The sequence below is a fragment of the Ferdinandcohnia sp. FSL W7-1320 genome, from assembly GCF_038050315.1.
GTDB lineage: Bacteria > Bacillota > Bacilli > Bacillales > Bacillaceae_L > Ferdinandcohnia > Ferdinandcohnia aciditolerans.
Genome location: NZ_JBBPAM010000001.1, coordinates 1591932 through 1613177, shown reverse-complemented (window position 1 = coordinate 1613177; position 21246 = coordinate 1591932). Strand labels below are relative to the sequence as shown.

17 protein-coding genes are annotated in these 21246 nt (G+C 37.3%); 1 reads left to right on the top strand and 16 read right to left on the bottom strand.

Features of this window, described 5'->3' with window-relative positions:
- Nucleotide 1 precedes the first annotated feature (1 nt).
- Together NST91_RS08100 and hemA are read right to left on the bottom strand one after the other, a co-directional pair.
- The gene (locus NST91_RS08100) at nt 2-835 is read right to left on the bottom strand and encodes a cytochrome C assembly family protein (RefSeq protein WP_341330717.1); all 834 of its coding nucleotides are present in this window, start codon (nt 833-835) and stop codon (nt 2-4) included.
- A gap of 16 nt (nt 836-851) precedes the next feature.
- A complete protein-coding gene (hemA, locus tag NST91_RS08095) occupies nt 852-2201 on the bottom strand; it encodes a glutamyl-tRNA reductase (RefSeq protein WP_341330716.1) in 1350 nt (449 codons plus the stop codon).
- 252 nt (nt 2202-2453) lie between these two features.
- On the opposite strand from hemA, the gene NST91_RS08090 reads away from it, so the two are divergent.
- Complete coding sequence (locus tag NST91_RS08090; protein ID WP_341330715.1) at nt 2454-2939, top strand: LiaI-LiaF-like domain-containing protein; 486 nt, start codon at nt 2454-2456, stop codon at nt 2937-2939.
- Between the two features lie 103 nt (nt 2940-3042).
- Here NST91_RS08090 and NST91_RS08085 read toward each other — a convergent pair whose 3' ends face one another.
- The 14 genes from NST91_RS08085 to ilvC form a co-directional block, all read right to left on the bottom strand.
- The gene (locus NST91_RS08085; RefSeq protein ID WP_341333514.1) at nt 3043-3765 is read right to left on the bottom strand and encodes an amino acid ABC transporter ATP-binding protein; all 723 of its coding nucleotides are present in this window, start codon (nt 3763-3765) and stop codon (nt 3043-3045) included.
- A gap of 31 nt (nt 3766-3796) precedes the next feature.
- A complete protein-coding gene (locus tag NST91_RS08080; protein ID WP_341330714.1) occupies nt 3797-4459 on the bottom strand; it encodes an amino acid ABC transporter permease in 663 nt (220 codons plus the stop codon).
- 82 nt (nt 4460-4541) lie between these two features.
- Nucleotides 4542-5291, bottom strand: coding sequence for a transporter substrate-binding domain-containing protein (locus NST91_RS08075; protein ID WP_341333513.1), 750 nt, complete (start codon nt 5289-5291; stop codon nt 4542-4544).
- A gap of 242 nt (nt 5292-5533) precedes the next feature.
- On the bottom strand, nt 5534-6130 hold the full coding sequence (gene yihA, locus NST91_RS08070; RefSeq protein ID WP_341330713.1) for a ribosome biogenesis GTP-binding protein YihA/YsxC: 597 nt from the start codon (nt 6128-6130) through the stop codon (nt 5534-5536).
- Nucleotides 6127-8451 (bottom strand): endopeptidase La, encoded by a 2325-nt coding sequence (lon, locus tag NST91_RS08065; RefSeq protein ID WP_341330712.1) that lies wholly within the window; start codon nt 8449-8451, stop codon nt 6127-6129. The genes yihA and lon overlap by 4 nt, the downstream gene beginning before the upstream one ends.
- A gap of 333 nt (nt 8452-8784) precedes the next feature.
- Nucleotides 8785-10464 (bottom strand): ATP-dependent protease LonB, encoded by a 1680-nt coding sequence (lonB, locus tag NST91_RS08060; protein ID WP_121447680.1) that lies wholly within the window; start codon nt 10462-10464, stop codon nt 8785-8787.
- Between the two features lie 491 nt (nt 10465-10955).
- On the bottom strand, nt 10956-12218 hold the full coding sequence (clpX, locus tag NST91_RS08055) for an ATP-dependent protease ATP-binding subunit ClpX (protein ID WP_099352083.1): 1263 nt from the start codon (nt 12216-12218) through the stop codon (nt 10956-10958).
- A 473-nt stretch (nt 12219-12691) separates the two neighbouring features.
- Complete coding sequence (gene tig / locus NST91_RS08050; protein ID WP_341330711.1) at nt 12692-13978, bottom strand: trigger factor; 1287 nt, start codon at nt 13976-13978, stop codon at nt 12692-12694.
- A gap of 204 nt (nt 13979-14182) precedes the next feature.
- Nucleotides 14183-15211, bottom strand: a complete 1029-nt coding sequence (locus NST91_RS08045; protein WP_341330710.1) for a tetratricopeptide repeat protein — start codon at nt 15209-15211, stop codon at nt 14183-14185.
- Between the two features lie 131 nt (nt 15212-15342).
- Nucleotides 15343-15930: a 3-isopropylmalate dehydratase small subunit gene (leuD, locus tag NST91_RS08040; RefSeq protein ID WP_121447676.1), complete on the bottom strand. Its 588-nt coding sequence runs from the start codon at nt 15928-15930 to the stop codon at nt 15343-15345.
- Between the two features lie 2 nt (nt 15931-15932).
- On the bottom strand, nt 15933-17360 hold the full coding sequence (gene leuC / locus NST91_RS08035) for a 3-isopropylmalate dehydratase large subunit (protein ID WP_341333512.1): 1428 nt from the start codon (nt 17358-17360) through the stop codon (nt 15933-15935).
- 92 nt (nt 17361-17452) lie between these two features.
- Nucleotides 17453-18565 (bottom strand): 3-isopropylmalate dehydrogenase, encoded by a 1113-nt coding sequence (gene leuB, locus NST91_RS08030; protein ID WP_341330709.1) that lies wholly within the window; start codon nt 18563-18565, stop codon nt 17453-17455.
- Between the two features lie 53 nt (nt 18566-18618).
- A complete protein-coding gene (locus tag NST91_RS08025) occupies nt 18619-20163 on the bottom strand; it encodes a 2-isopropylmalate synthase (RefSeq protein WP_121447673.1) in 1545 nt (514 codons plus the stop codon).
- Nucleotides 20150-21178 carry a ketol-acid reductoisomerase gene (ilvC, locus tag NST91_RS08020; RefSeq protein WP_341330708.1) on the bottom strand — a complete coding sequence of 343 codons (1029 nt, stop codon included), beginning with the start codon at nt 21176-21178 and terminating at the stop codon, nt 20150-20152. The genes NST91_RS08025 and ilvC overlap by 14 nt, the downstream gene beginning before the upstream one ends.
- Nucleotides 21179-21246: the final 68 nt, after the last annotated feature.

The following is a 21246-nucleotide window of genomic DNA, read 5'->3' as shown; positions in this document are numbered from 1 at the left end:
TCTATGTATACCAAAAATGAAAACTTGATAAGCTTCCAAATAAAAAGAAATTAACAAGCAAAAGTAAAAATGCTCCAATATTCCAATTAGCGATGGCCTTTCCTTGAAGCTTTTGGACCACCCTTTTATATAAATACCATGCATAGATAACTAGAACAAAAAACGATCCTACCACCTTTGCATCGTAAAAATTAAAATTATCAACCTTAATAAAGGCCCATAACAAACCTAAAATAAGTGATAGTAAAAGCATGGGCACTCCAATGAGATTCAATACATATGACATATGGTCTAGTTTTGATAAATCATCTAAACGAAGGAGTCGTTTTCCCCATTTTTTCTGTTTCAATAAGTTATATTGAATCAAATACAGAATCGAAAAAACAAAAGATAACGAAAATGCGCCATATGAAAGAATCGCCATCGAGATATGAATCATAAGTAATTCTGAGATTAACTGACTTTCCACTGCACTTGAACCGTGCTGACCTGGAGCAAATGTGTGCAATGCCATTATGAAAAAACCTAATAAATTTGTAAAAAATACAATGAAATCTACTCTCAAATATTTGTTTAAAATTAAAGAGAGGGTTATCAGCACCCATGCATAAAAATAAAGCCCCTCCACCATAGATAAAATCGGTAATCTACCTGTACTTAGCAGTCTCGTTAATAGAAAAATCGATTGAATTACCCATACAAATGCAAGTAACCAGAAGGCAAACTTATTCACCCTCCGGTTATTATGAAGAAAGTCTATAAAATAAAGTAGGACACTTAAGGCATAGAGAATTACTGTGAACTCATGTAATCTCATTACATTCATCTCTACCATATCGATTTTCTCCTCATTATGACTGTAGAGAAGGCTGCTGTCTATTTGCTACCTTGTTCAAATTACTCTTAGCCGTTTGCATCCCCTGCTCAGAAACAACTGCTTCCTCAATATCGAAGATTTTCATAAATAATGAAAGTGATTCCTCTGCATTTGGTTGTGCAGCAAGTTCCTTTGCTTGTAAAATAGGGTCTTTTAATAGCTGATTTATGATACTTTTCGTGTGCTTATTTAATACTTTTCTCTCACGTTCGGAAAGATTAGGCATCTTTCGTTCAATACTTTCCATTGTTTCAGCTTGAATGGTTAATGCCTTTTTGCGAAGAGCTGATATCACTGGAACTACGCCTAAGGTATTCAACCAGTTCTTAAATTCAACGATCTCTGATTCAATCATAAGCTCTATTTCTTCAGCCGCTACCTTACGTTCCTGAAGATTGGCTTCCACGATTCCTTCTAAATCGTCAATATCATATAAAAAGACACTTTCTAAATCTGCAAGTCCTGGATCTAAGTCCCTCGGTACAGCAATATCGACCATAAATAAAGGACGACCCTTTCTCATGCGTTCGACATCCTGCATAATCTCTTTTGTAACCACATATCCCTTAGCTCCAGTTGAACTAATCATGATATCAGCTTCAACTAGGGCACATTGAAGTTCCTCTATAGTCTTGGCTTCACCCTGGAATTTCTCAGCTAGGTTTTGTGCTTTTTCAAAAGTTCGATTCATTACCGTTACTTTACCTACGCCTGAACCGTGTAGGTTTTGAACAGCTAACTCACCCATTTTTCCGGCACCTAAGATGAGAACATTTTTATTTGTAAGGTCCCCAAAGATTTTTTTAGCAAGCTCAACAGCAGCATAACTTACTGAAACAGCGTTTGAGCCGATTTCAGTTTCTGAATGTGCGCGTTTAGCTAATGTAATAGACTGTTTAAATAAATGATTGAAAACAGTTCCTGATGTTCCTTTTTCCTGTGCTGATAAAAAGCTTGAACGTACTTGTCCAAGAATTTGTGTTTCACCAACAACCATAGAATTTAATCCACAAGTAACATGAAATAAGTGTTCAACTGCTCCCTCATCTTCAAAGATACTTAAATATGGAGTAAATTCCTCTTTCTCAATACCAAACCATTGTGAAAGAAAATCTTTAATATAGTAGCGTCCTGTATGCAATTGGTCGACTACAGCATATATTTCTGTCCGATTACAAGTTGAAACGATAATATTTTCAAGAATACTTTTTTTCCCTTTCAATTCCTTCATAGCTTGTGCAATGCTATCCGGATCAAAAGTTAATTTTTCACGTATTTCAACAGGGGCTGTTCTATAATTAAGTCCGACCATTAGTGTATGCATAATATCTCTCACCCCAACCTTTTAAATAATCATAATGGATCATTCGTCCAAAAAACTACTACTATTATACCATGTAATACGTTGCGGATTGTCGAAAAATGTGTGAACAGTTTTTGACAACCTATGCTAAGATAAATTTATAATAGATAATAATGATAAAGGCAGTTATATAAATGATTTAATCATCTTGACTTCAATCGTTACATTAACAAAAAAATAGGGTCAAATCAAGTTAATAGCACGGGGGATCATATGAAAAAAAATAATATCTTTTCTGGCATCATCCTTTTAGGGATTGGTTGCTATCTCTTACTACAACAACTGGGTATACCAGTATTTACTAACTTCTATTCTTGGCAAACACTCATCATCATTGTCGGGATTGCCTTTCTCGTTCAAGCTTATCTTGAAAACAATCCAGGCAGTGTTTTACCTGGAGTAATTCTGGTTGGATTTGGATTTCATTTTCACAGTCTCAACCAACTCAGCTTTTGGCCAAAACAGCCGGGTACCTTGCTTCTTATTGTTGGTCTTGGAATGCTATTTACATATTTTAAAACAAAAAATGGGCTATTCCCTAGTATTGTTCTATTATTTATTTCATTATTGTTTCTCAACTACAGCCGATTTATGGGATGGTTAAGCTTTTTTGAAGGTGGGTTTTCATTTATTTTGAACTATTGGCCCGTCCTTGTGATTGGAATCGGCTTTTATTTATTATTCATTAAGAAAAAGTAAATTATACCAAAATGCAATTTGCCCACGAAGAACTTGTCCCGTGGGTTATTTTTATAAAAAAAATAGCATCTCAAAGTTTGTCTTTGAGATACGTATCTTTCTGTTAAAGAATAGAGTTCAAAAAGTCCTTCGTTCGCTGTTCTTTCGGATTTTCAAATATGTCCCTAGGCTTTCCGACCTCCACAATTTTCCCATCATGCATATAGATAACTCGATCTGCAACCTCTCTAGCAAATCCCATTTCATGCGTAACTACAATCATGGTCATTCCTTCATTTGCTAATTGTTTCATTGTATTTAGAACCTCACCGACTAATTCTGGGTCAAGGGCTGATGTTGGTTCATCGAATAACATAATTTCGGGTTTCATTGCTAATGCCCGAGCAATGGCAACACGTTGCTTTTGTCCACCTGACAATTTTGACGGATACACATTCATTTTATCTGCCAATCCCACTTTTGCAAGAAGCTCCTTTGCCTGCTCAATGGCCTCTTGTTTCGGAAATCTTTTAACCTGAGTGGGCGCTTCAATCACATTCTGAAGAACCGTCATATGGGGAAATAGATTAAAATGTTGAAACACCATACCAACTCGTTGCCGTATTTCATTTAGGTTATGGCTATTAGACTCGATATTTTCATCATTAATTATGATTTCTCCACTTTCTTTTAATTCTAAGAAATTCAAACAACGTAACAAGGTGCTTTTGCCAGACCCACTTGCTCCAATTAAACAAACAACCTCACTTTCTTTCACAATCATGTTAATATCTTTTAACACGTGTAAATCCCCGAATGATTTATTTAAATCGACAACTTTTATCATATCCTTCTTTTGCAACTCACTTCACCTTCCCCTATTTATCGCTTGCCGCCAATTTTTTCTCGAGCATTCCAACTAAAATAGTAAAAATCAAGACAAGAATTAAATAATAAATCGCAACGATAAGTAAATATGTCATATAATCAAAATTGTTTGAGCCCAATGTTGTTGATACATTAAAGAGCTCGTTTAAACCAATAAATGCGGCTAGTGATGAGTCCTTTAATCCAATAATAAATTGATTTCCTAGGGGTGGTATTGCTCTACGAAACGCTTGAGGTAGGATAATTCTTCGCATCGTTAAAATCCTGCTCATTCCTAATGATTGTCCCGCTTCCATTTGGCCATTATCAATGGATTGAATGGCACCCCTAAAAATTTCAGCAATATATGCACCATTATGGAATGCCAATCCTAGTGTTACGGACCAAAACATTGATATATCTAAAGCTGATAAGCCAAAATAAAAGACAAAGATTTGAACGATCAACGGGGTTCCTCTTACCAAATAAATATACAAATCAGCAATCTTGACGAGGATGGTTTTCCCGGAGATTTTTAAGAATGCAAAAAACAAACCAATAAAAACCGCGATGAAAATAGCAACAATTGTTACTTGTAATGTAAGTAGCATCCCTTTTAAAAATACTGGATACGAATCAATCAACTGTTCTATGATATGACTAAATTCAGGCAATTACCTTCAACTCCTTTTTCCAAAGTACTTATTAGAAAAAGAAACGAATGCGAAAAAATCACATTCGTTTCTATGATGATACCTATTCTTCTGGATTCGTTGTGATATCTTCTTTAAAGTATTTTTCACTAATTTTCTTTAGGGTCCCGTCTTCCCTTAATGTATCTAGTGCTTCATTTATTTTCTTCAATAGTTCTTCATTGTCCTTCGCCACTGCTACGGCCTGCTCGCTTAAACCAAGAATATCTTTCCCCTCAATTTCTATACCGTTCCCGATAGCTTCTTTTCCCGTTAAGAAGTCAGTAATAACAGCATCATGCTTGCCGATTGCTAAAGCTTCCAATGCCGTAACATCACTGTCGTATTGAACGACATTGTCAGTTACTTCTTGAGCTGTTTTTGCATAAGTAGAACCTTTTGAAACAGCAATTTCCAACCCTTTCAGATCATCTAGGCTTGCTACTTCACTGTCAGGTCTTACGAATATCTGAGGTCCTGAATAGTAATATGGTGTTGAAAAATTAACATGCTCTGCACGTTCATCTGTAATCGTATGACTTGCAACTGCAGCATCAAAACGTCCTGTTTTCACACCCTCTACAATACTGTTAAATTTAAATCTTTTTTGATCTGGTTCTAAACCTAGCTCTTTTGCAATTGCTTCTGCTACTTCAATATCAAACCCAGTCATAACACCGTCTCCATCTGTAACACTAAAAGGATTGTATTCTCCAGATGATGCAAACGTAAATTTTCCGTCTTCAACTAATTTCATCCCTGTTTGAGATGACTTTTCACTTCCACAAGCACTCACAACACCAACCGTCAACATCAGAACTAAAAAAGAAATGAGTTTCGTTTTCAATTTTTGTTTCCCCCTTTTTCTACTTCTACTAAAAACGGCTACCAAAATCCGGCTAGTAAAGTGTACCTAACATTTCTTCTATCTTATTAGGCCAATCCCTTGCTTATAACCGAATCGGTAAAATCGCCTTAATATCTCCCCAATTCTCCATAATGTCCTTTGTTTCGCCAAGCTTGGTTAATCAATAAAAAACAGCTAAAGCATATGCTTTAACTGTTTTCATTGTTCATATATGATTGTAGGACGGTCCATGCCTGCTCTTTTCCTAATCCCGTTTCTGATGAGAACTTGATGATATGGTCATCAGGCTCAAGTTCTAATGTTTCACGAACGACCTTCAAGTGTTTATCCCATTTTCCTTTTGGAATTTTATCTGCCTTTGTTGCAATAACAACAACAGGGATTTCGTAATGTTTCGCAAAATCATACATTAACACATCATCATTGGATGGAGGGTGACGTAAATCAACAATCAAAACAACCGCTTTTAGCTGTTCACGTGTTGTTAAATACTTCTCAATCATTTTACCCCATGCCGCTCTTTCTGTTTTTGAAACCTTTGCATACCCATACCCTGGAACATCCACAAAATGCAATAATTCATTAATCAGGTAAAAGTTTAAAGTTTGCGTCTTTCCAGGCTTTGATGATGTACGTGCCAACGCTTTACGATTAATCATTTTATTAATAAACGAAGATTTTCCAACATTCGAGCGTCCGGCCAGCGCAAATTCAGGAAGATCTCCTTCTGGATATTGCTCTGGCTTTACAGCACTTATAACGATTTCTGCACTTGTAACTTTCATTTTTTCTCCTCTATTAACGCATGTTTTAATACTTCATCTAAATGTGAAACCGGAATAAATTCGACATCATTTCTTACACTATCAGGGATGTCCTCTAAATCCTTTTCGTTTTCCTTTGGAAATAAAATCTTCGTTAAACCGGCACGATGGGCACTTAATGATTTTTCTTTTAAACCACCTATCGGGAGAACACGGCCTCTTAAGGTAATTTCACCAGTCATCCCAACTTCCTTGCTGACAGCTTTACCAGTTAAAGCAGAAATTAGTGCGGTCGCGATTGTAATCCCAGCTGAAGGTCCGTCCTTTGGAACAGCACCTTCTGGAACATGAATATGGATATCATTTTTTTCATTAAAGTCAGGATCAATCTTTAATTCTTGTGCTTTAGATCGAATATAACTAAAAGCTGCTTGAGCAGACTCCTTCATGACATCCCCTAGCTTCCCAGTGAGGACAAGCTTTCCTTTACCAGGTGCTAGCGATACTTCGATTGAAAGAGTGTCTCCGCCAAAAGCAGTATACGCAAGTCCAGTAGCAACTCCAACCTGGTCTTCGATTTCTGCTTGGCCATAACGGAATATCGGTTTCCCTAAAAATTCAACTACATTTTTTTCGGTAATGACAACTCGTTTCTTTTCACCAGAAACGATTATCTTAGCCACCTTACGACAAATTTTCGCGATTTGACGCTCTAGACTACGGACTCCCGCTTCTCTTGTGTAATGACGAATAATATTCAATAGAGCATCTTCTCTTATTTGTAATTTACCTTTTGTCAAACCATGCTCTTCAAGTTGTTTTGGTAATAAATGATCTTTGGCGATATGGACTTTTTCAAGCTCAGTATACCCAGCGATTGTGATAATTTCCATTCGGTCACGTAGTGGTCCTGGAATGGTTGCCAAGTTATTAGCAGTAGCAATGAACATAACCTTCGATAAATCATAAGGCTCTTCAATAAAATGATCACTAAAGTTGAAGTTCTGTTCAGGATCCAATACTTCAAGCAAGGCTGCTGATGGGTCGCCTCTAAAATCGTTGGACATTTTATCTATTTCATCTAATAAAAAGACTGGATTAATTGTACCGGCCTTTTTCATTCCTTGGATAATACGCCCTGGCATTGCTCCTACATATGTTCTACGGTGCCCCCTGATTTCAGATTCATCACGAACACCACCTAGAGAAATCCGCACAAAATTTCTACCAAGTGATTTTGCCACTGATTTTGCTAACGATGTTTTACCAACTCCTGGAGGTCCAGCTAAACATAGAATTGGCCCTTTTAAAGAGTTTGTTAATTGTTGAACAGCTAAATATTCAAGTACTCTTTCCTTTACCTTATCAAGCCCAAAATGGTCTTTTTCAAGGATTTCCTCTGCATGGTGAATATCTAGTCGATCTTCCGTTGCATTTGTCCATGGCAATGACAAAAGCCATTCTATATAATTCCGTATTACAGCGCTCTCTGCCGAAGTTTGTGGGATTTTTTCGTAGCGGTCAAGTTCTTTCAAAGCGACTTGCTCGATATGGTCAGGCATTCCTGCTGCTTCAATTTTATCCTTTAGTGTAGTTACCTCACCTGTTTTTCCCTCTTTATCTCCTAATTCTTTTTGAATAGCTTTCATTTGTTCACGCAGATAGTATTCCTTCTGAGTTCTTTCCATGGAACGCTTTACACGTTGGCCAATTTTCTTTTCAAGACTTAAGACTTCTTTTTCATTATTGATGATAGTAATGACCTTATTCATTCTGGCTCGAACATCAATCGTTTCAAGAATTTCTTGTTTTTCTTTCAGTTTGAGAGGGATATGGGAGGCAATGATATCTGCCATTCGACCTGGTTCCTCAATATCAGTAACAGACGTATATGTTTCAGTCGATATCTTTTTAGAAAGCTTTATGTACTGTTCGAAATACTCAAGCATCATCCGCATGAGTGCTTCAGATTCTACATCCTTTGTTTCGTCTTCCTCAAATGTTCTTACTTTAACCGAATAATACGTATCTTTGTCAAATATTTCTTTAATTTCCGCGCGATAAAGTCCTTCAACCAATACACGTATTGTTCCATTTGGTAATTTAAGCATTTGTTTTACTTGCGTTAATGTTCCTATATTATAGATATCATCCTCTGTAGGATCGTCAATAGCCACATCTTTTTGGGTTGTTAAAAAAATGATATGGTCTTCTACCATTGCTTTTTCCAATGCTTGCACTGATTTTTCACGGCCAACATCTAAATGCAAAACCATAGTTGGATAGACAAGCAATCCGCGAAGTGGTAAAAGAGGAACAATGATTTCTTTTTTTCTTGTCATTGCATACACCTCAAAATTGAATATAGTTCTTAAAGTTGATGTTCAAAAAGTCCGGTGAAAATGACACATCGAATTTCTGCGTTGGCTTGCTTCTCCGTTAATCACGTATTAACTGCATACGCTCCGGTACTCAAAGCTGCGCCGCCTTGAAATTCTCGGTCCTTTTCATCCTCCTTTTTGAACATGTTCTTAAATGTAAATTTTATCTTATTTGATAGCTAGTGTCTATTTTGGAGGATTTTTCATTTTTATATTAAAGATGAAAAACATAAAAAGACTTCGACGTTCTTTTTATAGTATGTCGAAGTCTTTCTATTTTAAACTGTTTTACATTTAGACAGATTCTGTTTTTGAAAAGTTAGTTGAAGCCGGAATGATTGATTGCTTGGATTGCTTTTGCCGTTCAGGTGTTTCAATTGCAATCTCAAAGACTTCTTCCAAATTGGTAACTGGAATAATTTCAATTCCCTCAATTTCCTTTAAGATTGATTGCATATTTTCTTGAGGGATGATGACCTTTTTTGCTCCTGCTTGTTTTGCTGCTTTAATTTTCGGCACAACTCCACCAATTGGCTTTACATTCCCATGAATACTAATTTCGCCTGTCATGGCAACTTTATGATCGACTGGGAATTTATGAATGGCAGAATAGATACCGGTAGCCATTGCAATCCCTGCAGAAGGTCCATCAATTGGAATCCCCCCAGGGAAATTAACATGGATGTCATAATCATGTGCAGGAACGCCCATTGAACGAAGTACAGTAATGACATTTTCAATGGAGCCCTTCGCCATACTTTTTCTTCGAACAGACTTTCCACGGTCCCCAATACTTTCTTCTTCAACGATACCAGTTATATTGATCGTTCCTTTATCTTTAGCAGGGATAACGGTGACCTCGATTTCTAACAATGCTCCAGTGTTAGGTCCATATACAGCTAAGCCGTTAACAAGTCCCACCCTTGCACTTGGATATATCTTCTTATCATAACGAGGTGTTAACTGACTTGAATGAAGTACCCACTCTATATCTTCATCCTTAATAAAATCGCGATCCTCGGAAATTGCAATTCCAGCGGCGATTTGAACCATATTCACCACTTCACGTCCATTCCTTGCATATGAGGCAAGTGTAGCAATCCCTTTTTCAGTCGCCTGCATTTTGACTTTCTCAAGTGCTTTTCTTGTTACAATTGCTAATTCATCCTGATCTAAATCACGGAAAAATACCTCTAAGCAACGGGAACGAATCGCTGGTGGTATTTCATTAGGTGTGCGTGTTGTCGCGCCAATCATTCGAAAATCAGCTGGCAATCCATTCTTAAAAATATCATGAATATGTGTAGGAATTTGTGTGTTTTCCTCGCTATAATAAGCACTTTCAAGAAATACTTTGCGATCCTCTAATACCTTTAACATTTTATTCATTTGAATGGGATGCAGCTCTCCAATTTCATCGATGAATAAAACGCCTCCATGTGCATGTGTTACAGCCCCTGGTTTTGGTTGAGGAATACCTGCTTGCCCCATCGCACCTGCTCCTTGATAAATCGGATCATGAACAGAACCTATTAAGGGGTCCGCTATTCCACGTTCATCAAATCGTGCGGTTGTCGCGTCTAATTCTACAAAAACAGCTGATTGCTTAAAAGGAGACTTTGCATTGCGTTTTGCTTCCTCCATTACAAGACGTGCTGCCGCTGTTTTACCTACTCCGGGTGGTCCATAAATAATGACGTGCTGAGGATTTGGTCCACAAAGCGCTGCTTTTAATGATTTTATTCCATCCTCTTGTCCAACAATATCTGAAAAACTAGTTGGTCTTACTCGCTCAGCTAGAGGTTCTGTTAAGGAAATGGACCTCATTTTACGGAGTTGTTCCATTTCTTTTCTAGACTCTTTATCTATAGATACCTTTTGAGTTCGCTGGTTTTTAAGGAGATTCCAAAAGTAAAGTCCGATGATCACTCCAAAAAATAGCTGTACGAATAAAACAATACCTGTCCAACTCATATTATTCCTCCTGCTCGCAAAGATAGACTACTATCTGCTATTATCTCCTGAGTATAGGTGGAATAAACCAAATTTGACGGATTTTTGGCTAGTCATTTCGTTATATTTATTACGTAACTCTTAAAATAACGTACTGAATAAAATCAAATTAATACATATTATACAAATTTGTCCGGTTATTTAGGACTATTTTATAAAAGCTGACTATCTGTAAGATATGGAAGTATGGAAGGAGTGAAAATATGAAGAAAAGGTAGTTACTAGCCTTTCTTTCAGCATCTATTCTTATTTTCGGAGGATGCTCAGCAGAAAAAGAGAAGCAGTCAGCAAAAAAATCACAAGAAGAGAAAGTAAATAAAACGGAAAACGAAACAGATCCAAACAAAAGCACTTAAACAATCACTCAGGTTGATGAAAGGGATGCTAAAAATCTAAATATTAAAATGGAAATTACTCAATAAAAAAATCCCGAGTTGCCTCGGGATTTTTTCTTATGCGGAGATTTCTGTGTTTTCAACAACCGTTCCATCATCCAATAAAAGCTTTGGAGAGGTATTTTTTGATACAGTTTCCGCAGTAATGATGCATTTCTTAATATCGTCTCTTGAAGGAAGATCAAACATCACATCGAGCATAATTCCTTCGATAATGGAACGCAAACCACGGGCTCCTGTTTTACGTTCAATTGCCTTTTTTGCAATTTCCTTGAGAGCATCCTCTTCGAAATCCAATTCGACTTCATCTAGCTCAAGCATTTTTTGATATTGCTTAACTAAAGCATTTTTTGGTTTCGTTAGAATCTCTACCAACGCGTCCTCATCTAAAGGTTCAAGGCTCGCAATAACCGGAAGACGGCCAATAAATTCAGGAATTAAACCAAACTTTAATAAGTCTTCTGGTAATGATCTAGAAAGTAGTGATTTTTGGTCTAATTCTTCTTCCACAACGTTAGAACCAAATCCAATTACTTTTTTACCAAGACGGCGCTTGATGATTTGTTCAATTCCATCAAAAGCTCCACCACAAATAAATAGGATATTTGAAGTGTCAATTTGAATAAATTCTTGATGAGGGTGCTTCCTTCCACCTTGTGGAGGTACACTTGCCACTGTGCCTTCAAGAATTTTCAATAATGCTTGCTGTACACCTTCACCCGAAACGTCACGAGTAATTGATGGATTTTCGGATTTACGTGCAACCTTATCAATTTCATCGATATAAATGATTCCCTTTTCAGCTTTCTCCACATCATAATCAGCTGCTTGAATAAGTTTTAATAGAATATTCTCTACGTCTTCTCCAACATATCCAGCTTCTGTCAATGAAGTAGCATCCGCAATCGCAAATGGTACATTTAAAATACGAGCCAAAGTTTGCGCTAATAATGTTTTACCACTACCAGTTGGCCCAATCATACAGATATTACTTTTTGATAATTCAACATCATCAATTTTACTGTTTGAATTAATACGCTTATAGTGGTTATATACAGCGACAGCTAATGACTTTTTCGCTGCATCTTGACCTATCACATATTCATCTAGGATTTCTCTTATTTCTTTTGGTTTAGGTACATCTTTAAATTCAACTTCTTCCTCTGTACCTAGTTCCTCTTCAACGATTTCAGTACATAATTCAATACATTCATCGCATATATAAACGCCAGGACCTGCAACTAACTTTCGAACTTGATCTTGGGTTTTCCCGCAAAAAGAACACTTAAGTTGCCCTTTTTCATCATTAAATTTAAACATCATGTCACCCCTTATTTGTTTCTTTCTCTCTACACTAAGCCCCTACGGCTTCGATAAGCGTCGAATCTCATCGTCACCTCTAGTCGTCAGCATCCTCACGTACATTTAAATACGCACCGGTGCTTCCTCAATTGTTTCCTCGATCTTCTCGCTTCTCGTACACCTATTACATAGGCAATCTTGTTTGAACTTTGGCCATTACCGTCAGTTCCATTATCTAATTATGTAATGCACATTGTACCATATTTCTTCTTCAGAATGGTAATAATAACTCTCGCGCTCATTATGTAAGTTATGTGTGGTCTTAAAAAACAACTAGTGAAATATGTGCTGACTTCGCCCCTCCTTTTTCAGTGTTCCCTTTTTCTTTAGATTAAAACTACTACAAAATGCTTATTATATGTACAACTTTTTAGTTTTGGGTATAAAACAAGGCACGATCATATCGCGCCTTGATATTCCCTTATTTATTATTATGCAACACTTTTGCTATTTTCTACAAGAAAATCGATTGCTTTTCTAATTTTTAAATCTTCTGTAATTCCATCTAAGCCACCAAGCATTGACTTAATCTCATCAGCAGAAACGCCATACATTGTTGCCATATTTTCTAACTCTGCATTGATTTCCTCTTCAGTCACTTCAATGTTTTCAGCTTTTGCGATCGCTTCTAAAGTTAAGTTAACACGAACGCGCTTGCCAGCATCTTCTTTCATTTGTTCACGTAAAGCATTTTCGTCTTGACCAGAGAATTGGAAGTATAGGTCAAGGTTCATGCCTTGCATTTGTAAACGTTGTTCAAATTCACGTAGCATGCGGTCTAATTCAGTATTAACCATTGCCTCTGGAATATCGATTTCAGCATTTTCTGATGCTTTTTCGATTAATGTATCTTTAAGGCTATTTTCAGCGTCACGCTTCTTAGTCTCTTCTAAACGAGTTCTAGTTTTAGCTTTTAATTCATCTAATGTTTCAACTTCATCGTCTACATCTTTTGCAAACTCATCATCAAGCTCTGGAAGTTCTTTTGCTTTGATTTCGTGAACTTTCACTTTAAAAGTTGCTGGCTTACCTGCTAGGTTTTCAGCATGGTATTCTTCAGGGAAACTAACTTCAACGTCTTTTTCTTCACCTGTAGCAATACCAACTAATTGTTCTTCGAATCCAGGAATGAATGAACCAGAACCAATTTCTAATGAATAGTTCTCAGCTTTTCCACCTTCGAATGCTTCTCCATCAACGAAACCTTCGAAATCAATTACAACAGTGTCGCCATTTTCTACAGTACCTTCTTCTTTAACAACAAGTTCTGCATTGCGCTCTTGTAATTGTTTGATTTCTGCATCAACTTCTTCATCTGTAACAGTTTCTTCAAGCTTTTCAACTTCTAGACCTTTGTAGTCACCAAGTTTAACTTCTGGCTTAACAGTTACTTTAGCAGTGAAAATAAGGTTTTTACCTTTTTCGATTTGTTCAACATCAACTTCTGGACGATCAACTGGCTCAATACCAGTTTCTTTGATTGCATTTTCATATGCATCTGGAAGAATAATATCTAATGCATCTTGGTAAAGTGATTCAACACCAAAACGCTTTTCGAACATTCCACGAGGCATTTTACCTTTACGGAACCCAGGTACGTTAACTTGCTTTACTACCTTTTTGAAAGCTTCGTCAAGTCCTTGGTTAAATGTTTCTGCGTCAACCTCTACTGTTAAGACACCTTGGTTTCCTTCTAATTTTTCAAACTTTGCGGACATAATTCTTTCCCTCCAACTATCTATTTACTAACTATTTTTTCCGATATGTAAATTTCATAACTATTACCATATGTCGGTAAACTAGCATTTTACAACCATTACATTATAACATAGAATAGTCACCTTTCAACATATAGAATATTTTTATATTGTTAGAAAGTTTAACCAACTAATCAAAATTATAATATCTTCGATTACCATTTTTTATTCGATATACGAAAAACGCTCTACCTTTTCTAGCATATCTAGAGCATGTTTTAGTTCAAACAAACTTATCCCATAGATTTGCTCAAGTGTTCGATTCTCAATCTCCATTCCGTGAAGTTCAGCACTATATAAATGAAGAGCAGCAGCATACGTTGCTGGATTCTCATCATCTAATGTAAAAGGAAAAATCACAAAAAGATGCTGAAGCCAAATCTCTTTTGCTGTTTCATATAGAGTCGGATTCTCATTTTGCAATTGTTCCTCCAAGATCGATAAAACCTGAATTGCAAAAGGTGACATGGATGGATCAATTAACTTTGAAGGGATAACTTTAAGGGTCTCCCCAAGCTTCTCAACCTCTGTCTCACGATCCACCTGATTCATTGCAAGCAACTGCAATATCATCGTTTTTACAACAGGATGTTTTTTAGGATTAGCTAAAAATGGAACCAGCATATCTAAGTATTTCCGTACATTGAGTTCCTTCATGGATTGTATGGCAGCTATTTGATTCCCGATAAATTCTTCATTATATAAAACATGTTGTAGATGTTCCATAACATCCTGATTCGTGTTCTCAGCTTCTCTTTCCACCTCATCAGAATAAAGCATTCTTTTACTCAGTTCTAAGAGCTGGGACAGATTGTCTAAATACTCGGGAGGAACTGAATCTTCATCAAGCACAGCCTCAATTGTTGTTTTTACTTCATTATATTGTCCGAGTTGAATGAGAATGGTTAAGTAGATTTGAAGGACATGAAAATAGTCCCCAACATCTTCTTTCATCATAACTAAACAATTTTCTTTTGCTTGCTCTAATTCTCCTAGTTCAAAAAGACAGATGACAATTCCAAGCTCTATTTCATGATTGCCCTCTTCAAGTTCCTGAGCTTGTATTAATAAAGTTAAAGCTTCTTTAAATTGCTTATTGGTTAATGCATCAAGACCTTTTTCCATTAATCTTTCCTTTAGATGAGGAAAGGGAACAACTTTATCCTGCTTCTTACCATTAAACTTTTTTTCCATAGAGTTTTTCCAACCCCAAACTCGTTTTCTACTTGAGTTATTAGTGTACCAATGAAAAAAAGAGAAAACAATAGTGATACCATGATAGGATACAAAAAAAGACAAAGTCTGATGGACTTTGTCTAGAATTATTAGTTCGCAGTTTTAACTTCGTACTCTTTAATTTGTTGTTCATAGGAAAGAGTCTTGTCAATCTCATCCCAACCATTGATCAACATTTCCTTCCAGTATGCATCAATTGAAAATTCTGTTTTGAAGCCTTTTGAATCAACTATTGTTTGTTCCTCTAATGAGATAGTGCATTGATAGTCAGCAGCATTCGCTTCTTTTAGAAGATACTCGATCACGCTTTTTTCTAATACAATAGGCAAAATACCATTCTTCAAGCAGTTATTATAGAAAATATCTGCAAATGATGGAGCTAGGATTGCCTTAAATCCATAGTCTTGTAATGCCCATGGAGCATGCTCACGAGAAGAACCACAACCAAAGTTTTCATTTACAACAAGAATCGTCGCACCCTCATTTTCTTTTCGATTTAATTCAAAATCTGGATTCGGGCTTCCGTCAGCTTCGAAGCGCCAATCAAAAAAGGCATATTTTCCAAACCCAGTTCTTTCGATACTTTTCAAAAATTGCTTCGGAATGATTTGGTCGGTATCCACATTGTTTCGATCCATTCCTGCAACTTTACCTTGATGTGTGATAAATGGTTCCATAATTATGCCTCCTCCCAAGCTGTTACCTTTTGAATTTTACGAACATCTACGAATTTCCCATAAATAGCTGCAGCAGCTGCCATTGCTGGACTTACTAAGTGTGTACGTGCACCCTTACCTTGTCGTCCCTCGAAGTTACGGTTTGAAGTTGAAGCACATCTTTCACCAGCAGGAACTACGTCTGGGTTCATACTTAAGCACATGCTGCATCCAGCATCACGCCATTCAAAGCCAGCGTCACGGAATACATCAGCAAGACCTTCTTTTTCCGCTTGTTGTTTCACTTGTTGAGATCCTGGAACGACTAAAGCCCGTACATTAGGAGATATCTTTTGACCACGGATAATTTCAGCCGCTTCGCGTAAGTCACCAATTCGTGAATTTGTACATGATCCAATAAATACATGTTGAATTTCTACTTCATTAATCGGCGTTCCAGGAGCAAGCTCCATATATTCATAAGCACGCTGAGCAGACTTCTTGTCAACTTCTTTATCAAAATCCTCTGGATATGGAACTGTATCCTCAATAGTTATACTCATAGATGGGTTAGTACCCCATGTAACAGTAGGTAAGATTTCATCTGCATGAATTTCTAGAATTTCATCGAAAGTAGCACCCTCATCAGTTGCAAGAGCTCTCCATCTTTCAACAGCTGCATCAAAATCTGCACCTGAAGGGCTATGCTTTCTTCCCTTTAAATAGGAGAATGTTGTTTCATCTGGGCTTATTAAGCCAGCTTTCGCTCCACCTTCAATTGACATATTACAAATGGTCATTCTTTCTTCCATTGACATGTTTCGAATTGCTTCTCCTGTATATTCGATTACATGTCCTGTTCCGAAATCAATCCCAAACTTACGGATAATCGATAAAATAACGTCCTTCGCATAGACGCCAGGTGATAATGTTCCAACTACATTTACCTGCATGGTTTTAGGTTTTTGTTGCCATAATGTCTGGGTTGCAAGAACATGTTCGACTTCACTTGTCCCAATTCCAAACGCTAATGCTCCAAATGCTCCATGTGTAGATGTATGGCTATCCCCACATACAATTGTTTTTCCTGGTTGTGTTAATCCAAGCTCAGGTCCAATAACGTGAACAATTCCCTGTTCTGGGCTGTGTAGATCTGCTAATGGTACGTTAAATTCCTTACAGTTTTTCTCCAATGCACTCATTTGTTTAGCAGCTATCTCATCCTTTGTTTGGAAGCGATCACTTGTAGTAGGTACGTTGTGGTCCATTGTCGCAAATGTTAAATCAGGTCTTCTGACTTTTCTATTTTTTATACGTAAACCTTCAAAAGCTTGCGGAGAAGTTACTTCATGGACAAGATGTAGGTCAATGTATAATAGGTTTGGTTTCCCCTCTTCATGATTGATAACGTGCTGATCCCATATTTTTTCTATAATCGTTTTCGGTGCCATTAGTATCTTCATCCTCCTTTTTCACTTTTTTTGAAAAGATAAGCTCGGTATATACCGAGCTATCAGCAGGTCTAGCTTTGCAATTTATAAATCTATGCATAGCAAGACATAATATTTGAAATCGCCCCGTCCTCAACTAAGGCCTCTTTAATTTTTTCTACCATTTCTGTTGTTGAAATTGCATTTCCTTGTGGTTGAACAACATCTGCAGTACGATAACCAGCAGCTAATACATCATCCACGGCTTTTTCAATAGCTTTTGCCTCTTCTTCTAATCCAAAAGATAAGCGTAAAAGCATAGCTGCAGATAATATGGTTGCAATTGGATTTGCAATATCCTTTCCAGCGATATCTGGTGCAGAACCATGGATTGGTTCAAATAGACTCGGTCCATCCGTCGATAAACTTGCTGAAGGAAGCATGCCAAGTGATCCTGTTAACATGGATGCTTCATCACTTAAAATATCTCCAAACATATTCTCAGTAACGACTACATCAAATTGCCTAGGGTTTCGGATTAGTTGCATTGCCGCGTTATCCACTAGCATATGCTCTAATGTAACCTCTGGATAAGAAGTAGCTACTTCTTCAGCAACCTCGCGCCACATTCTGCTAGATTCCAAGACATTAGCTTTGTCTACAGATGTCACTTTCTTCCTTCTTGTCATAGCCATTTCAAATGCTTTTTCAATGATTCTTTTCATTTCAGAGCGTTTGTAGGAAAGAGTATCAACAGCTGCTTCTTCGCCATCTTCAATCTTTCTACCACTTGGCTTTCCAAAGTAAAGACCACCAGTAAGCTCTCTGACAATTACGAAATCCGCATTTTCAATCACTTCTTGTTTAAGTGGAGAAGCGTCTAGTAAGCTATTAAAACAAGTTACCGGTCTTACATTCGCATACAAGTTTAAGGCTTTTCGAATTTGTAATAATCCTTTTTCAGGACGTAAGTGTGGAGGGTTAGAATCCCACTTCGGACCCCCTACAGCCCCTAGCATTACTGCATCACTTTGTTTACATACTTCCAGTGTTTCCGCCGGAAGAGGAGTGCCTTCAGCGTCTATTGCTGAACCACCTATTAAAGCGTGTTGAAATGTAAACTCATGATTGTATTGTCCGGCGACAGCCTTCAACACTTCGATTGCCCCTTTAGTCACTTCTTTGCCAACGCCATCTCCACGAAGTACGGCAATACTCTTCTTCATATTGACTCCTCCTCTTTTATCTTATCTACACTGAAAATAGTAAATTTAAAAGTTTAAACTCCAACTTTTTCAAGTAGCTTCTTATTCTTTTCAACTGTTATAAGTCTATTTACTGCATTAACATATGCTCTTGCAGAAGCTTCTAACACGTCTTGTGCAGAGCCTCTTCCACTGCTTTCAACATTCTCATGTTTTACTTTTACAAATACCTCTGCAAGTGCGTCACGCCCTGCGCCAACAGATTGGATTCGGTAATCATCTAATGTTATTGAAATACCGAAGCAGCGTTCGAGTGTATTGTAAAGTGCTTCAACACTTCCTGATCCTGTAGCAGCCTCTTGGATTTGGTTACCTTCACGATCTGTTAAGGTGATGGTTGCAGTAGGGATTTGGTTTGTACCGTATTGAACCTGCATAGAGGTTAATTGATACGTATCCTCCACGTTTGCTACCTTTTCATTTACTAATAATGTAACTAAATCATCATCAGTAATTTCTTTCTTTTTATCTGCTAAATCTTTAAATAGCTTAAATACGCGATTAATTTCTTGGTCATCTAATGTGTAGCCTAATTCTAAAATACGATTACGAAATGCGTGTCTACCTGAATGCTTTCCTAGCACCATTGAATTTGATTTCACCCCTACTAACTCTGGAGTGATAATTTCATAGGTCGTTTTTTCCTTTAACACACCATCTTGGTGAATACCTGATTCGTGTGCATAAGCATTTCTACCAATAACAGCTTTGTTTGGAGGAACAATCATACCTGTTAATTTACTAACTAAATCACTTGTACGCTTGATTTCATCCAACTTTAATCGAGTATGTGCTTGGTAGAAGTCCTGACGAATATGGAGTGCAACTGCAACCTCTTCTAATGAGGCATTACCTGCCCTTTCCCCAATTCCATTTATGGTTCCTTCTACTTGTAACACACCATGTTCAATAGCTGATAATGAATTGGAAACTGCCATTCCAAGATCATCATGACAGTGAGTTGATAAAATAACTTTATCTATATTCGGTACGTTTTCTAGTACATAGGTAAACATTTTGCCGTATTCTTCTGGAGTACCATACCCAACTGTATCCGGTAGATTAATCACATTTGCTCCAGCATCTATTACTTCTTTGATGATTTTTGCTAAGAAGTCTAATTCTGTTCTGCTCGCATCTTCCGCAGACCATTGGATAATTGGGAAGAATTGAGAAGCATATTTAACACTATCCACAGCTGTTTGAATTACTTGTTCTTTTGTCTGCTTAAGCTTATATTTTCTATGAATTGGGGAAGTTGCAAGGAAGGTGTGGAGACGAGGCTCCGCTCCTCCCTTCAATGCTCCCCATGCTGCATCAATATCACTTTGTACAGCACGTGCAAGTCCTGTTACGGAAACATTTTTGATGATATCAGCAATTTGTTTAACTGACTGGAAATCACCTTCAGAGGCAGCTGGAAATCCGGCCTCCATAACATCCACATTGAGTCGTTCCAGTTGCTTAGCAATTTCAAGTTTTTCATGTAGGTTTAAGTTTACTCCAGCAGACTGTTCTCCATCTCTTAATGTAGTGTCAAAAATATTAATTTTCCGCACGGGCACCCACCACTTCTTTCACTTGTCTTTGTTTGACGAATGGCATCATTGCACGAAGCTTCTTACCAACTACTTCAATTTGATGTTCAGCTTCAATTTTGTTAATTGCGTTAAATTCTGGACGATTCGCCTGATTTTCAAGAATCCAACCTTTTGCAAACTTACCTGTTTGAATATCCTTTAATACTTCCTTCATTTCAGCTTTCACACTGTCATTTACAATACGTGGTCCAGTTACGAAATCGCCCCACTGAGCTGTGTCAGAGATTGAATATCTCATTCCAGCTAAACCTTCTTCGTACATTAAATCAACGATTAGTTTTAATTCATGTAGACACTCAAAGTAAGCAACTTCTGGTTGGTATCCAGCTTCTACTAATGTTTCGAATCCTGCTTTAACTAATGCAGTGGTACCACCACATAATACCGCCTGTTCACCAAATAGATCTGTTTCAGTTTCTTCTTTAAATGTCGTTTCAAGAACACCCGCTCTAGCCGCTCCAATTCCTTTCGCATATGCTAGTGCAACCTCTTTTGCATTTCCAGTTACGTCTTGTTCAACCGCAATTAATGCTGGAACCCCTGCACCTTCAGTGAATGTACGACGTACTAAATGTCCCGGGCCTTTTGGAGCTACTAGGAAAACATCTACGAAGTTTGGTGGTACGATTTGGCTAAAGTGAATGTTAAAACCATGAGCAAATACTAATGCATTTCCTGGCTCTAATCCTGGTTCGATTTCTTCTTTATATACCTTTGGTTGATTTTCATCTGGTAGTAATACCATAATTACATCCGCTTGCTCAGCAGCTTCTCGAACTGAATAAACTTGTAGTCCATCATTTTTTGCTTGTTCAAAAGATTTTCCTTGACGTAGACCAATAATTACATCCACGCCACTTTCACGTAAGTTCAGTGCATGTGCGTGTCCTTGTGAACCGTAACCAATGATAGCAACCTTCTTATTTTGTAAAACTGAATCATTTACATCTCCGTTATAATATACCTTTGTCATTTTAAAATCTCTCCCTTATTAGAATTAAGTTTTGTATGTTAATGTGATTAAACCCTTTAGTTGATGAA

Excerpts from the sequence above, each read along its gene's own strand:
- leuC (WP_341333512.1), bottom strand. The coding sequence starts at position 17,360 with ATGGCACCGAAAACGATTATAGAAAAAATATGGGATCAGCACGTTATC.
- leuD (WP_121447676.1), bottom strand. The coding sequence starts at position 15,930 with ATGGAACCATTTATCACACATCAAGGTAAAGTTGCAGGAATGGATCGA.
- clpX (WP_099352083.1), bottom strand. The coding sequence starts at position 12,218 with ATGTTTAAATTTAATGATGAAAAAGGGCAACTTAAGTGTTCTTTTTGC.
- lonB (WP_121447680.1), bottom strand. The coding sequence starts at position 10,464 with ATGAGTTGGACAGGTATTGTTTTATTCGTACAGCTATTTTTTGGAGTG.
- tig (WP_341330711.1), bottom strand. The coding sequence starts at position 13,978 with ATGTCCGCAAAGTTTGAAAAATTAGAAGGAAACCAAGGTGTCTTAACA.
- NST91_RS08090 (WP_341330715.1), top strand. The coding sequence starts at position 2,454 with ATGAAAAAAAATAATATCTTTTCTGGCATCATCCTTTTAGGGATTGGT.
- lon (WP_341330712.1), bottom strand. The coding sequence starts at position 8,451 with ATGACAAGAAAAAAAGAAATCATTGTTCCTCTTTTACCACTTCGCGGA.
- NST91_RS08075 (WP_341333513.1), bottom strand. The coding sequence starts at position 5,291 with ATGTTGACGGTTGGTGTTGTGAGTGCTTGTGGAAGTGAAAAGTCATCT.
- yihA (WP_341330713.1), bottom strand. The coding sequence starts at position 6,130 with ATGAAAGTTACAAGTGCAGAAATCGTTATAAGTGCTGTAAAGCCAGAG.
- ilvC (WP_341330708.1), bottom strand. The coding sequence starts at position 21,178 with ATGACAAAGGTATATTATAACGGAGATGTAAATGATTCAGTTTTACAA.
- NST91_RS08045 (WP_341330710.1), bottom strand. The coding sequence starts at position 15,211 with ATGGAAAAAAAGTTTAATGGTAAGAAGCAGGATAAAGTTGTTCCCTTT.
- leuB (WP_341330709.1), bottom strand. The coding sequence starts at position 18,565 with ATGAAGAAGAGTATTGCCGTACTTCGTGGAGATGGCGTTGGCAAAGAA.
- hemA (WP_341330716.1), bottom strand. The coding sequence starts at position 2,201 with ATGCATACACTAATGGTCGGACTTAATTATAGAACAGCCCCTGTTGAA.
- NST91_RS08100 (WP_341330717.1), bottom strand. The coding sequence starts at position 835 with ATGGTAGAGATGAATGTAATGAGATTACATGAGTTCACAGTAATTCTC.
- NST91_RS08085 (WP_341333514.1), bottom strand. The coding sequence starts at position 3,765 with ATGATAAAAGTTGTCGATTTAAATAAATCATTCGGGGATTTACACGTG.